Source organism: Lysinibacillus sp. NPDC093210 (assembly GCF_044753985.1).
Taxonomy (GTDB): Bacteria; Bacillota; Bacilli; order Bacillales_A; family Planococcaceae; genus Lysinibacillus.
In genome coordinates this window covers 505,317-518,092 of sequence record NZ_JBIVOE010000002.1, presented here as the reverse complement: position 1 = coordinate 518,092, position 12,776 = coordinate 505,317, and the positions used below count along the sequence as shown (strand labels likewise).

Sequence of the window (12,776 nt, the reverse complement as noted above, 5' to 3'; positions counted from 1 at the left end):
CAAATATCAATAATGTAAAATTACCACAAAATCTGTTATGATGGGTATTAGATTGGGGGAATTAAAATGATGATAACCTCTGAATGGGCAATCATTTTAGATGAGGCCGATGCGCTTTGCGAAATGATTCTTTCCTCCGAGCCTGCGAATACGCTAAGATTAGCGTATAATGCTGTTTATAGCGATAGCGAGCTAGTTGAAGCTATTTATGCATTTGGTCGCATGAAGGAGCAATACGAAGATGTACAACGTTTCGGAAAATATCATCCGGATTATCATACAATTATGAAATCGATTCGTCAGCAAAAGCGCTCACTCGATTTAAATGAAAAAATTTCAGCATTAAAGTTAGCTGAAAATGATTTTCAAGATTTACTAGATGAGATAAGCTTGCTTATTGGTAAAACGGTATCGGAAGCGGTAAAAGTACCAGTAAGTAATCCGTTTTTCGCATCCAATTCTTCATGTGGAAGCGGTTGTGGCTCAGGTGGCTCTTGCTCCTGTTCAGCATAATAGAAGTAGTGTCAAAACGACACTTCTTCATGTAAAGACACAAACCTCTCGAGGTGTTGTGTCTTTTTTTGTGAAAATTCATAACCATATTTTAAAGTAGGGAAGTAGCAAATTATTTTATATGTAGATGCTACTAGTTGATTGGAGTGAAAGGTGCGACACCCCTGCTGGAACAGCACGAGCTTAAAATCCATTTTTGCGGCATTGACGCAAAAATTAGTTGAAGCCGTGCTTGCGGAAAGGGAGCGCCTAGAATGGAAATCAACGTGTCATATTTCTATATGATAGTAGAAGCATGTCAAAATGACACTGCTTCTATTTTTTTTGCAATAAAAATTATATAGTAAATATGTAAGTAAAGTTGGGAAAAGGGGGCAATGAAATGAATACATATCGAATTGCTGTTATTCCAGGGGATGGTATCGGAAAAGAAGTAGTACCAGCAGCGATAGAAGTTTTAGACAAGGTTGCACAATTAGATGGAAGCTTTACATTTGAATGGACAACATTTCCATGGGGCTGTGATTATTATTTAGAAACAGGTAAGATGATGCCTGATAATGGCATTGAACTATTAAAAGGCTATGATCAAATCTTTTTAGGTGCAGTAGGAATGCCTGACTTAGTACCCGATCACGTTTCCTTGTGGGGGTTGTTAATTAAGATTCGTCGTGAAATGAAGCAGTCTATTAATGTACGTCCAGCGAAGCTACTACAAGGCTTAGCATCACCATTACGTAATCCGAATGGCTTTGACTTTGTTGTTGTACGTGAAAACTCAGAGGGGGAGTATTCAGAGAGTGGTGGTCGTATTCATAGCGGACAGGATGAGATTGCCATTCAAAATGCGATCTTTACTAGAAAAGGGACCGAACGTGCAATGCGATATGCCTTTGATATGGCTAAAAGTCGTCGTCAGCATGTTACAAGTGCAACAAAATCAAATGGTTTAACTTACAGCATGCCTTTTTGGGATGAGGTATTTGAAGAAGTTGGTAAAGATTATGAAGCAATTGGACAAGCGACTAATCATATTGATGCGTTAGCAGCTTTCCTAGTGATGAAACCAGAAAACTTTGATGTAATCGTTGCTTCCAATTTATTTGGAGATATTTTAACAGATTTAGGTGGAGCTATTATGGGAAGTATCGGTATTGCTCCAGCGGCTAACTTAAATATTGAACGCGAATATCCTTCTATGTTTGAACCAGTTCATGGCTCCGCGCCAGATATTGCTGGAAAAGGAATTGCTAATCCGCTCGGGCAAATATGGACAGGTAAAATGATGCTTGATTTTTTAGGCTATCCAGAGCTAGGTTCAAAGGTGTTAAATGCAATGGAGGCTACATTAGCGCAAGGTATAAAAACCGGAGATTTAGGGGGAACTGCAACATTACGTGAGGTAACTGATGCAATTTTAGCTCAATTAACTTAATGGCATTTTATAAAAGATAAAGGTAAGAGCATTTACAATAGTTGCTCTTACCTTTGTATCTTCAATCATGTTCTTGTAGTAATTCAACTGCAATATCAGGTCGATCGGTAATAATACCTTTTGCACCGTTATTAATTAATTTATTCATCGTAACTGAATCGTTGATTGTCCAATAATGAACAGGGATATTGAGATTATTTAAAAACTGAATAAACTTTGGTGAATCGAGCGATACGACACCTGATTTTGGAGGAATTTGAAATACATCTACTTTTGGATGATATAAATGTCCGAATTGACTTGAGAATGAAGCAAATGCTTTGCGTACATCTGATTCACCTGCTCCAAGCGCAACTTGATTTTGTGCATATAAATTAAAACGGTCAATTTGTTCACCATAAAAGCTAGTGACAACGACATGATCCTCTGCATTAAGTTCTTCTATTAATCGCCATAGTTTAGAAGGCATTAAACTACCTTCATACGTATCTGGTGCATCTTTAATATCAATATTGATTAACATATTTGGATAGCTTTCTAGTAATTCGCGTAGTGTAACAACGTCAACTTTTTTATCCCGATAAGGAAATTCACCTGCTAAATCTTCAAATTGATAGCCATGATTTAATGCGTTTATTTCTGCTAATGTCATTTCTGATACTGACCCATAACCATCCGTTGTACGTTCTACAGTAGCATCATGGTAAACGATAATTTCTTCGTCTTTTGTTAAGCGAATGTCTATTTCAAAGCCATCTACACCTAATTGTGCAGATTTTTCAAAAGCAAGCATTGTATGCTCAGGTTCTAAATGTGCTCCGCCACGATGTGCGAGAATAATCGGGCGATCAAATTGTAATGCTTGTTTCCCTTCACGCTGTTGAGGTTTGGAAATAGCTTTACTACCTGCCCAAGCAGCTGCACTGGCTGCTGCTATTGCAATAGCTATCTTCGTTTTCTTACCCATATTCGTCCTCCTTAACAATCAAATTAATATAAAAGGTGCTGGCGAATTCACTTGCAATGTTCAAGCTAAAGCACTTTTATCTAGCATGAGAGAAAGTAAATCTGTCGATAAACGCGCTATGCTTTACCATTATAACGGAAAAATGAGCGTTCTGTCAGCTAAACTCTGTTGCTATCATTTTCCGGTCTATGGTATGCTTTTATGTAAGAAATGAGGGGAAACTATATGAACGAACGACAAGGGCTAATCGTTTACGTCCATCAATTAAAACATGCGAAATCACTTCGAAAATATGGTCATGTTCATTACATTTCTCGTAAGCAAAAGTACGTAGTATTATATTGCAATCGAGAGGACATTGAAATGATGACAATAAAATTACAACGCCTTCCATTTGTGAAAGACGTTGTAGAATCTTATCGTCCCTTCGTTAAAACTGAGTTCGAAAATGCAAAGCCAGATAAAGCGAAGGAATATGACTATAAAGCGGGGCTATAACATTAATTTAATGCTGGAATATAGTGATGAAGTCTCATTATTCCAATTAAGTATTGATAAAATAGTTTTGGCTCCGAAAATATAGAAGAGTGCTTTATTTCTACAACAACCGCTTTTCGACCTAGTTGTTCAACACTTTCTTCGAACATAATTTGACGCTTGGAAGGCTTTTCTTCATGGAATGGAATGCCTTCGCGACAAATATAAATCGGCATGAATTTACTTTCTCCGACTGGTTTTAAAGCGATAGCTAAAGAAGCTACCTGTTTATCTTCTTTTGTAGATGTTAGTATAAAGGCTTGGTGAAAGCGACCTTGATTCGTTTTAATAATTTCAAGTAGTTCATAAACATCGCCATAGCCTTCTCCTAATTCTATAAATTGTTGTGGCATTTAATATTGCACATCCTTTCCAATACACATAGTATCATGCTGCGGGAGGTCAAGCACATGAAATTTGCAGTCAGTTTTTTTTCAATTTTAGTATTAGTTGTATCTGGTGTGTTGTTTTTCCAATATCAGGCCTATTCTTCTGATTTAGAGACAGGAAATGGTGCATTCCATTATTCACAGGAAATTGAGATTGTCTATCGTGAAAATAGTCTAGATATTCGTCATCATTTTAAAAACTTGCCAAATCAAAAGGTGAAAATAAAATGGCCAGAGAATGCAACAAACCCAACATGTTTTATCGATAACGAAAATAGTTGTAATCGTTTATCAGAGGAAGTTTCCTATTTTGAAAAAGGTGAAACTAAATCGCAATCCGTTTCATACATAATCCCAATCGAGGGTGGCTTAAAAGATAAAATGTTGCTTCAAAATGTCTTTGCCACTTTAACGAATGGAGAGGTATCGTATTCTGTCATACATATTTCAACAGATAGTAAAACTGTTGGACAATGGATAACAGGTCTACCTTTAGTTGGTCAGCAACAATTATCACTTGTTAACTATACGATGTTTAGCGGCAATGGCACAGCAAGTGATTTATATTGGCAGGCTGGTGATTTGAAGGCGCAAGAGCAAACACCTGTCTTAACAATTTATGCACAGCAGACAATTTCAAATGATTTCTTAAAATCACTCGAAAATTTAAAGTTCCTAAATGATGAGCATATAGCGATTATTCAAGAGAAAAATCCTGTTGCCCAACATGACGAACGATTATTATTTTTACCAACGCTAACAGCACAAGCGGTTGAGCAGGAAGTGATTCTTTCGCAAATTCATTCACAATATACTTTTGAAAATTCGCCGGCATGGTTGACTGAAGTTGTGGCATCCTATTTAGTGAAGGGTACGATAGGCTCAGAGAAGACAAAAGAAATTGTGCAGACATTAAAAGACTACATGACAGCAAGCCAACAGTTAGCATGGCAGGAAGCTATGGATAACCTTGGACAAGAACCAATCTCTCCGGTGACAATGGATAAGTTACTTTCAACAGTGTTGAATGGGAAAACTTCTTATTTCCAATTAAATGCAACACAAGAAAATGGTACGTATCCATTATTAATGGAGGACGAGCGTAGTATTTATGTCGATGGCATTCATAAAAAAGATGTTCATGTTATTTTATATGAAGGTCAAGTATTATACAGTGCCGATACATTACTACCTTATCTAGGCTATACAGCGGGGGAAGGGAAGAACGGTTATTACGTAAATAGTGACAATCGAACATTCCGCTTCCCGAAAGAATCTGGATTCTACGTATTCAATCAACGTAGATATTCCACAATTTCTGATCCAATTATTAAAATTGTTGATCATTATTATGTAGAAGAAGCTTGGCTACAACGACTATTTTTAGTAGAACTACAAAAAAGTGATGGTCGAATTCAAGTTTTAACACAAGAACAAGAATAATTTTTTGCAGCGGAGGAGTTCTTTCGCTGCAAAAATGCTTTCTATTTGTAACAGAAAGTACGGTGAAATACATCTATGAGAGTAGTAGCAGGAGAACGTAAAGGAATGCCTCTAAAGGCAATTGCAGGGAGTACAACAAGACCTACAACAGACAAAGTAAAAGAATCCATATTTAATATGATAGGTCCATTTTTTGATGGCGGCACTGCACTTGATTTGTTTGCAGGAAGCGGTGGATTAGGAATTGAGTCGCTCAGCAGAGGTGCAGAACATGCTATCTTTATTGAAAAAGATGCTAAAGCATATCAGGTACTACAGGAAAATATAAAGAAGTGTCGGTATGAAAATTGTTCAGAGCTTTTTCGCATTGATGCAAAGCGTGCTGTGAAAGCGCTATTAAAGCGTGATATTACATTTAATCTTGTATTTTTAGATCCGCCCTATCACCATAAAGAATACTATGATTTAGTACAGGTGCTTGTGGACCATGATAAAGTACAACACAATGGTATTATTTTATGTGAACATGCAAAAGAAGTAGAATTACCAACTAGTTTTGGTGCTTTTCTATTACAGAGACAAGAAACATATGGCGGAACGATTATTTCGGTCTATCGTTGTGCTGAGGAAGAGGGAGAGTAAGTTGGAGAAAATTGCTGTTGTTCCTGGAAGTTTTGATCCTGTTACATTTGGTCACCTAGATATAATTAAGCGTGCAGCTGATGTTTTTGATATTGTCTATGTTGCGGTTTTAAACAATTCATCAAAGCACCCGTTATTTTCTGTAGAAGAACGTATGGCATTGATGGCAGAAGTTACAAAGGACTTGCCGAATGTACGAATTGAGAGTTCTTCAGGTCTCCTGATTGATTATGCTAAAGAAAAGAACGCAAAAGCGATTGTTCGCGGCCTACGAGCGGTTTCGGATTTTGAATACGAAATGCAAATTACATCGATGAACCGCTTTCTTGACGAAACGATTGAAACATTTTTCATCATGACAAAAAATCAATATTCGTTCTTAAGCTCTAGCATTGTTAAAGAAGTAGCGAAGTATGGAGGCAATGTTCATGAACTTGTTCCGGATTGCGTGGAACGAGCTTTAAAAGAAAAATACGGTTTTGCTAAATAAAAAATAGAGGATGTATTAATTAAGACATCCTCTTAGAAGACTATAGACAAACTTGAAAAAATTTTCGAGTGCTATCTATAGTCTTTTTTATTTCAAATAAATAATTTGCCTGTTGGTAATTGTGTGAGTGCCTGACACTTTCCGAAGCCACACTGCGCTTTCCGCGGGCACTTTGTAAGACGCAGGAGTCTCCGCGGAATTTTATGTTAATTTTATATGCAGTGCCATGAAAATTCAAAATTGTGTGAGTGCCTGACACTTAGAGAGGCACTTAGAGACACGTTTTTTTTATTTTAAGAAAAAAAGAGCATAAATAGTAGGGACAATGATTATGCTAAGAAGGCGAAATTTGATGTAAGGTCTGACCGAAAGCTTGGCAGATTTTGCAATGACAAAAATTTGTAAATGGATACTAATGCTTTGCATCGTTAGCATAATGACTACTAGCAATGATAAGTATGGGTAACTGCCGAATTCTGTGACAGTCATTTTTAATCCATTTGTAACTTCTAATACAGCGGCGATGGCATGTTCGACTGGTTGAGGAAGATTAGGCAACATTTTATCTAAACTTTGTTGTAATATTGTTTGAATCGTTGTGAAAAAAATGATGGTCGTTCCAACTAACAAAATGGTTGGTGCTGTTTCTTTTATGCTCTCTGAAAATGGGGATGCATATAAGGTGGAATTGTGTATAGAAATAGTAGGTGTGTCGGTTTTACGAAATAAAAAATAACCAACTACTAAGCAACAAATATTAAAACTATGTAGTAAACATAAAAACAGCCAACCAAACGTATTACTGTGTAATAAATCAAGGCTAACAAAACCTAATACAAAAAGAGGGCTTGGTGCATGACAAACCGCTAGTAAAAAATTTGCCTCCTTAGGATGTAATTGTCCACTGTTTTTTAGATACACAATTGTTGTAGCTCCAGTTGGGTATCCACCGAGTGCGCTTATCAAGTAGGCTTGTACGTATAAAGAAACTCTTTTTGTTTTTGCGCGCATTGGAGCGGTTAAACGAAGTAACCATTGCGTTAAAATAAGATAAGGTAGTAAATACGGAAATAACGCCTCCATAAATAGATTCAATCCTAAATCGGTACCAGTATGAGCGGTTTGTGGAAATAACAAGAGTAATAGGATAAGAAGTATGCAGAGCGCTATTTGAATTGTCGCAAACATGTTATCATCTCGTTTCAACTTTTTGTCATTCACATAGGCAAATGCTAAAATTAATATATGTGAAAAAGGCAAAAACATGAACTACTGGTTTTTGCATGCGTCTTAGGAGGTGTCCATTCATGAAGAAAAAAATTGGTTTATATGTAGTGTTTTTAGTCGTGCTTTGTTTTTTAATGTTATACCGACTAGACGCGTATATTATGAAGCCTGGAAGTGCATACGATGTTAGTAAATTTGTTAGTGTCGCTAATAATCATACGGATGAAGCGGGATCGATGAGTTTAATGACGGTTGCTATGCAACAAGCCACACCGTTTTCGTATTTATGGGCGAAAACGCAAAAATATGAAAAAATAATGGATATTCAACAAGTGAGAAATCCATTAGAGGATGACGAGGAATATAATATCCGACAGTTAAAGTTAATGTCAGACTCTCAATTCAATGCAAAATATGTGGCCTTTCAAAGAGCGGGGTTAGAGACGACAATACACTTTAATGGTGTATTTGTATTAAATGTCTTAGATGGTGGCGCCTCAGATGGTTTCTTAAAAGCGGGTGATGAAATTACAAAAGTGGATGGTACAGAAATTACGAACCAACAAATGCTTGTTGATCTGTTGTCAACAAAACAAATTGGTGATAAAGTGACCATTCAATTATTACGTAATCAAAAGGAACAGAAAGAAACGATTACTTTGAAGGAAATTCCTCAAGCTGAGGAAAAGCGAGCAGGGTTAGGAATTACCTATGCAGAAAGTAAGTCGATTGAAACTAATCCAAGTGTTACAATGCACACAGAAGATATTGGTGGTCCTTCAGCGGGGCTTATGTTTACACTTGAAATCTTAAATCAATTATTGGAAGAGGATATAACAAAAGGCTATGCAGTAGCTGGAACTGGTGAAATGCTCATAGATGGATCAGTTGGACGAATTGGTGGTATTGATTACAAAATCATTGCAGCCGATCGAGATGGCATGGAAATATTTTTTGCACCTGATGATGAAATCTCAACTGAAATGAAAGCAAAATACCCTGAATTAGAATCGAATTATGCGACGGCAGTCAAAACAGCTAAAGAGATCGGTACAAAAATGAAAATTGTACCTGTGAAAACGGTCGATGATGCAATTGCTTATTTAAAACAACTAGAGCCTAAATAAATATCCTATTTGTGGTCGACAAAAGTTAAAAAGTGTTAGATTGATGACCATCAATCTAACACTTTTTGCTATGCCTGAGGCCCGCTACTTCAGTGGCTTTCTGCTCTGTGCAGTATTCAGCTAACGTGTTGCTTCTGATGTGATTTTAAAGTTATGTCCTAGCCTCTTAAGACTGAAGACTGCAGCTTAAAGCATCCGCTCGCAACGGCAATCTACTGTAGTATTCATCCGCTAAAATCGAATCGGCGGCGTTTGATAATCTTTTGGCAATGCGAACTGCTGCGCCCCTTGTTCTATACTAAAGTTATATACTTCGGCAGCGTGTATATCTACAGCGAGCATAGCATCATTTGTAGAGGCAACGCGGCTTATTAATGGTAATGTAAAGTCCTTTTTATGCATGCCTAAGTAAGCTTGCCCTTGTGCACTCATTCCGAGTAAGCGGATTGTAGAAGGGGATTGGAAGCTCTTAAGTTGCTCCTTTGTAAAACCTGTATAAATATGTGTCAGCATGCGTTGTAAACGTGTCCAAGTATAGCGTTTTGATTTTATTTTCTCCATAAAGCTACTAAAGGAGCTACTCGTTTTCGCTGCTTTTAGTAATGCATGCTCTATGCCCTCTGTTACTTCCGCATAGCGTGTTAACTCGCTCGCTGTTTGACGAATAAGGGTAAACTGTAAAAACGGCCAAAAAGCCTCCCAGCTAGCAAAATTTTTATATTGAACATGCCACTCCTGTAAATAATGAAAGGAAGCTTGGGGGAGTACATCATGAACGCTTTGTAATGTTCCTGTTGTAGCGAGTGCTTTACGAATACCGGTGGCACTTGCAATCGATGACCCCTCCTGCATAGCATCGTGATAACCTGCGGCTATACGAGGAATAGTTAAAGGCTTAATTGCACTTCCTAGCGTCATTGCCGCTTCGATATAATGGAATCCTAGTATATTGTTTGGTTGTGCTAAATCAATGTATGTAGCAGGAAACTTTTGAGAAAGCTGTTCATAGGCATAATGCAGGCTTTTAGGATAGCTAACACCCGTTTTAACGCTTTCTTTAATAAGTGCGTCATATTCGGTGCGGTGCTTCGTAATTAACTGGTACGTATTCATAAAGGGTTGTATTGAGCCATCTTCGCTGCCGAAGGCAAATGCCTCACAGCGAATTGCCGATAATAATGAAATCGCCCCCTTTGCGAAATCCGTTGCGGGTGCGGTACTATAGACATACGGTAGCTCAATTACAATATCAACTCCGCTAGCGAGCGCCATTTTTGTGCGTGTCCATTTATCTACCATGGCAGGTTCACCACGCTGCAAAAATGTACCGCTCATAACAGCAATTGCTATATCTGCTTGCGCTACTTTTTTTGCCTGTTCTAAGTGATAAGCATGTCCATTGTGAAAAGGATTGTATTCAACAACAATACCGACTGCTTTCATTCCGTAAAACCCCCTTTATTTTATCTTTTGTGCTTCTTGTTTTGACCATTCAGGATGCTACAAATAGTTTTACAGTGCCTCTAGCCTATTCTTTGCACATTACTATTGAAATTTTAGTATAGGTTGTGTATTGTGGCTAAGTGGAATGATTTTGATGTACTTAATTATAGGTGGGTTTTCGAGTGGTGACAAGAAATTATCTTGACATCTATTTTTACACATTATATAATCAACAGTGTTGTCTCGAGGTGATTAAACGAATGAAATGGTCAATTCATCAATTATCTAAATACCGTCAAGACGGAATGCCGATCGATACCTATGTCCAATTGGATGAGGTGATGGAGCGAAACCAGGATATTCGAGCAATTTCGCCCGTTCATGTAAAAGGGCTATGTACATTCGGTGCATCGCAAATGACTTGTCAGCTTACTGTGACAGCAACGTTAACACTCCCGTGTGCTCGCACTTGGGAAGATGTTGAGTTTCCTATCAAAGTTGAGACAGTTGAATTATTTAGCTGGATTGACGAAGAAAAAAGAGGGGAAGATGGCGGTAATATTCACTATATAGATGGTGATGTAATCGACATGAAGCCAGTTATTGAGGAGCTAGTGCTTCTTGAGGTACCAATGCAAGTATTCAAAGAGAATACCGAAGGACAAGTGCATGGTGGTAAAAACTGGTCTTACGCAACTGATGAAGACGTGGAGCTTCACAAAAAAACTGACGAACCAAAAGTGGATCCAAGACTAGCTGATTTAGCTAAGTATTTTGATCAAACAGACGAATAGACGATCTGTAAGGAGGTGCCATCAATGGCTGTACCATTTAGAAGAACTTCTAAAACTGCAAAAAGAAAGCGTCGTACGCATTTCAAACTATCTGTACCTGGTATGGTAGCTTGCCCAAACTGTGGTGAAGCAAAATTATCACACCGTGTTTGCAAAGCTTGCGGACAATACAAAGGTAAAGAAGTAGTAAGCAAATAATACAGTGTTTGCTCACTTAAAAGGCTAGTAAAGAGACCATGGCTCTTTACTAGCCTTTTTGTTTGCGCGAAGTGACTGAATTTTTAATAAATAGTATTAAGTTATATAGTACTATAATAATTGTGTGATACAATTTATTTAACTTGTGGTCGACGGGGGTTGGAAGTGTGGCTGAAGTTAAAAGTCTTGGTGGAGGTCGTAGCTTTTGGATAAGAGCTTATCATGCAGGCTCCGCCTACGCTGAGGCATAATTGATGATGGGGACAAAGGGGGAACTGTAGTGGCTTATATAATTGATAATCAAGATGGGATTATGACTTTTACGATAAATCGTGAAGAAAAGCGTAACGCTGTGAATGATGAGGTAATGAATGGCCTTCGAGAAGTAATTACATATATCCAAAATCATGACGATGTGCGTTTTTTAGTAGTCACAGGAGCGGGAGAAAAATCTTTTTGTTCAGGTGGTGATTTATCGGAGTTTCATTCTCTTGAAACGGAAGATGAAGCATTTGGTATGTTAAGTAAGATGGGTGAGATTTTATATGATCTTGCCACATTGCCGGTACCGACGATTGCGTTAATAAATGGAACGGCTGTCGGTGGTGGCTGTGAGATAGCGACTGCTTGTGATTTCCGCTTAGTGGCGAGTCATGCTAAATGTGGCTTTATTCAAGGGACATTAGCAATTACAAGTGGCTGGGGTGGCGGTACATACTTGTTTGAACGAGGTTTACGTCATGATCGAGCAATGAAGATGCTAGTGGATGCAAAGCCATATCCAGCTGAATTACTATATGACATTGGTTGGGCTATGCGCGTATTTGAGGGATCGAAGCAACTTGCTTTAAATGATTTTATTGAACATATGCGTAAAATACATCCTTCAGTGCACAAGGCATATAAAGAAATTGAACTTCGTAAATGGCGTGAGCGTAATATGTATGAGCGTGTAATGGAGGAAGTTCGTACTTGTGCAAAACTGTGGGAAAGTGAAGCGCATCACGAGGCAGTTAATAATTTTCTAACTAAAAAGAATAATAAGTAGCGTAGAGTGGCAGTGATTACATTAAAACATAATCACTGTCTTTTTTCGTCCTGTGATTCTATTTTGCCTGATAACGCATATAGTAGTAAAAAATGTGAGGGTGATAGATTATGGAACTGAAAAAAAGAAAAGATCAATGGACGAAGGAAGACGATGAAAGATTAGCAGAAATTGTCTTGCATAATGTGCAAAATGGTAAAACGCAGTTAGAGGCATTTGAAATGGCTGCTGATGAACTTGGACGTACAAAACAAGCATGTGGCTTTCGTTGGAATAAAACGTTACGTGGGCAATATAGTCAATCGCTTTTAGCTGTTCGCAATCAACCTCAACAATCTATGCGAAGTCATTTGAAATTAGCGTTAACAAGTTTTGATGAATTGACAGAAGCCTATCAAAGTCTTGAGATCAAACACCGTGAATTGCAAAATGAACATGAAAAGCTAGTGAAATGGTTACAGCAAGGCTATTCTTTAATGAAAGATTAACGTGTCGAAGGGAAAATGATTGTAAGTAGATAGTT

15 protein-coding genes are annotated in these 12,776 nt (G+C 37.8%); 11 read left to right on the top strand and 4 right to left on the bottom strand.

Annotated elements, in window-relative coordinates; genetic code table 11:
* Window positions 1-66 precede the first annotated feature (66 nt).
* Window positions 67-513, top strand: coding sequence for a YlbF/YmcA family competence regulator (locus ACIP9C_RS08050; RefSeq protein WP_173477875.1), 447 nt, complete (start codon window positions 67-69; stop codon window positions 511-513).
* 382 nt (window positions 514-895) lie between these two features.
* A complete protein-coding gene (locus ACIP9C_RS08045; RefSeq protein WP_401009579.1) occupies window positions 896-1,948 on the top strand; it encodes a tartrate dehydrogenase in 1,053 nt (350 codons plus the stop codon).
* A gap of 61 nt (window positions 1,949-2,009) precedes the next feature.
* Here the strand turns inward: ACIP9C_RS08045 and ACIP9C_RS08040 are convergent, their stop codons facing one another.
* Complete coding sequence (locus ACIP9C_RS08040) at window positions 2,010-2,915, bottom strand: glycerophosphodiester phosphodiesterase family protein (RefSeq protein WP_401009578.1); 906 nt, start codon at window positions 2,913-2,915, stop codon at window positions 2,010-2,012.
* A 225-nt stretch (window positions 2,916-3,140) separates the two neighbouring features.
* Here ACIP9C_RS08040 and ACIP9C_RS08035 point away from each other — a divergent pair, with 225 nt between their 5' ends.
* Complete coding sequence (locus ACIP9C_RS08035; RefSeq protein WP_173477872.1) at window positions 3,141-3,413, top strand: YlbG family protein; 273 nt, start codon at window positions 3,141-3,143, stop codon at window positions 3,411-3,413.
* 2 nt (window positions 3,414-3,415) lie between these two features.
* Here the strand turns inward: ACIP9C_RS08035 and ACIP9C_RS08030 are convergent, their stop codons facing one another.
* Entirely contained in the window at window positions 3,416-3,805 is a 390-nt protein-coding gene (locus ACIP9C_RS08030; protein WP_401009577.1) for a DUF7147 family protein, read from the bottom strand.
* Window positions 3,806-3,862: 57 nt separating this feature from the next.
* Here ACIP9C_RS08030 and ACIP9C_RS08025 point away from each other — a divergent pair, with 57 nt between their 5' ends.
* The 3 genes from ACIP9C_RS08025 (at window position 3,863) to coaD (ending at window position 6,416) form a co-directional block, all read left to right on the top strand.
* On the top strand, window positions 3,863-5,284 hold the full coding sequence (locus tag ACIP9C_RS08025) for an RNA polymerase II (RefSeq protein WP_401009576.1): 1,422 nt from the start codon (window positions 3,863-3,865) through the stop codon (window positions 5,282-5,284).
* 75 nt (window positions 5,285-5,359) lie between these two features.
* A complete protein-coding gene (gene rsmD, locus ACIP9C_RS08020; protein WP_401009575.1) occupies window positions 5,360-5,926 on the top strand; it encodes a 16S rRNA (guanine(966)-N(2))-methyltransferase RsmD in 567 nt (188 codons plus the stop codon).
* 1 nt (window position 5,927) lies between these two features.
* The gene (gene coaD / locus ACIP9C_RS08015) at window positions 5,928-6,416 is read left to right on the top strand and encodes a pantetheine-phosphate adenylyltransferase (protein ID WP_401009574.1); all 489 of its coding nucleotides are present in this window, start codon (window positions 5,928-5,930) and stop codon (window positions 6,414-6,416) included.
* A 288-nt stretch (window positions 6,417-6,704) separates the two neighbouring features.
* On the opposite strand, the gene ACIP9C_RS08010 is transcribed toward coaD, so the two are convergent.
* The gene (locus ACIP9C_RS08010; RefSeq protein ID WP_401009573.1) at window positions 6,705-7,682 is read right to left on the bottom strand and encodes a hypothetical protein; all 978 of its coding nucleotides are present in this window, start codon (window positions 7,680-7,682) and stop codon (window positions 6,705-6,707) included.
* A 41-nt stretch (window positions 7,683-7,723) separates the two neighbouring features.
* On the opposite strand from ACIP9C_RS08010, the gene ACIP9C_RS08005 reads away from it, so the two are divergent.
* Window positions 7,724-8,770 (top strand): SepM family pheromone-processing serine protease, encoded by a 1,047-nt coding sequence (locus ACIP9C_RS08005; protein WP_401009572.1) that lies wholly within the window; start codon window positions 7,724-7,726, stop codon window positions 8,768-8,770.
* Between the two features lie 231 nt (window positions 8,771-9,001).
* Here ACIP9C_RS08005 and ACIP9C_RS08000 read toward each other — a convergent pair whose 3' ends face one another.
* Window positions 9,002-10,213 (bottom strand): nucleotidyltransferase, encoded by a 1,212-nt coding sequence (locus ACIP9C_RS08000; RefSeq protein WP_401009571.1) that lies wholly within the window; start codon window positions 10,211-10,213, stop codon window positions 9,002-9,004.
* Window positions 10,214-10,473: 260 nt separating this feature from the next.
* Between ACIP9C_RS08000 and ACIP9C_RS07995 the strand changes: the two genes are divergently transcribed.
* The 4 genes from ACIP9C_RS07995 to ACIP9C_RS07980 all read left to right on the top strand — a co-directional run bounded on the left by ACIP9C_RS07995 (window position 10,474) and on the right by ACIP9C_RS07980 (window position 12,741).
* Window positions 10,474-11,007 (top strand): YceD family protein, encoded by a 534-nt coding sequence (locus tag ACIP9C_RS07995; RefSeq protein WP_401009570.1) that lies wholly within the window; start codon window positions 10,474-10,476, stop codon window positions 11,005-11,007.
* 24 nt (window positions 11,008-11,031) lie between these two features.
* Complete coding sequence (gene rpmF / locus ACIP9C_RS07990) at window positions 11,032-11,205, top strand: 50S ribosomal protein L32 (protein ID WP_010858320.1); 174 nt, start codon at window positions 11,032-11,034, stop codon at window positions 11,203-11,205.
* Between the two features lie 280 nt (window positions 11,206-11,485).
* On the top strand, window positions 11,486-12,253 hold the full coding sequence (locus tag ACIP9C_RS07985) for an enoyl-CoA hydratase/isomerase family protein (RefSeq protein ID WP_337981945.1): 768 nt from the start codon (window positions 11,486-11,488) through the stop codon (window positions 12,251-12,253).
* A gap of 110 nt (window positions 12,254-12,363) precedes the next feature.
* On the top strand, window positions 12,364-12,741 hold the full coding sequence (locus ACIP9C_RS07980; protein ID WP_173477864.1) for a transcriptional regulator: 378 nt from the start codon (window positions 12,364-12,366) through the stop codon (window positions 12,739-12,741).
* Window positions 12,742-12,776 lie beyond the last annotated feature (35 nt).

Bases quoted from the DNA above. Each gene is read 5' to 3' on its own strand.
- ACIP9C_RS07995 (WP_401009570.1), top strand. From the start codon at position 10,474: ATGAAATGGTCAATTCATCAATTATCTAAATACCGTCAAGACGGAATG.
- ACIP9C_RS08010 (WP_401009573.1), bottom strand. From the start codon at position 7,682: ATGTTTTTGCCTTTTTCACATATATTAATTTTAGCATTTGCCTATGTG.
- ACIP9C_RS08050 (WP_173477875.1), top strand. From the start codon at position 67: ATGATGATAACCTCTGAATGGGCAATCATTTTAGATGAGGCCGATGCG.
- ACIP9C_RS07980 (WP_173477864.1), top strand. From the start codon at position 12,364: ATGGAACTGAAAAAAAGAAAAGATCAATGGACGAAGGAAGACGATGAA.
- ACIP9C_RS08025 (WP_401009576.1), top strand. From the start codon at position 3,863: ATGAAATTTGCAGTCAGTTTTTTTTCAATTTTAGTATTAGTTGTATCT.
- rpmF (WP_010858320.1), top strand. From the start codon at position 11,032: ATGGCTGTACCATTTAGAAGAACTTCTAAAACTGCAAAAAGAAAGCGT.
- ACIP9C_RS08040 (WP_401009578.1), bottom strand. From the start codon at position 2,915: ATGGGTAAGAAAACGAAGATAGCTATTGCAATAGCAGCAGCCAGTGCA.
- ACIP9C_RS08035 (WP_173477872.1), top strand. From the start codon at position 3,141: ATGAACGAACGACAAGGGCTAATCGTTTACGTCCATCAATTAAAACAT.
- ACIP9C_RS08005 (WP_401009572.1), top strand. From the start codon at position 7,724: ATGAAGAAAAAAATTGGTTTATATGTAGTGTTTTTAGTCGTGCTTTGT.
- ACIP9C_RS08045 (WP_401009579.1), top strand. From the start codon at position 896: ATGAATACATATCGAATTGCTGTTATTCCAGGGGATGGTATCGGAAAA.
- ACIP9C_RS08030 (WP_401009577.1), bottom strand. From the start codon at position 3,805: ATGCCACAACAATTTATAGAATTAGGAGAAGGCTATGGCGATGTTTAT.
- rsmD (WP_401009575.1), top strand. From the start codon at position 5,360: ATGAGAGTAGTAGCAGGAGAACGTAAAGGAATGCCTCTAAAGGCAATT.
- ACIP9C_RS08000 (WP_401009571.1), bottom strand. From the start codon at position 10,213: ATGAAAGCAGTCGGTATTGTTGTTGAATACAATCCTTTTCACAATGGA.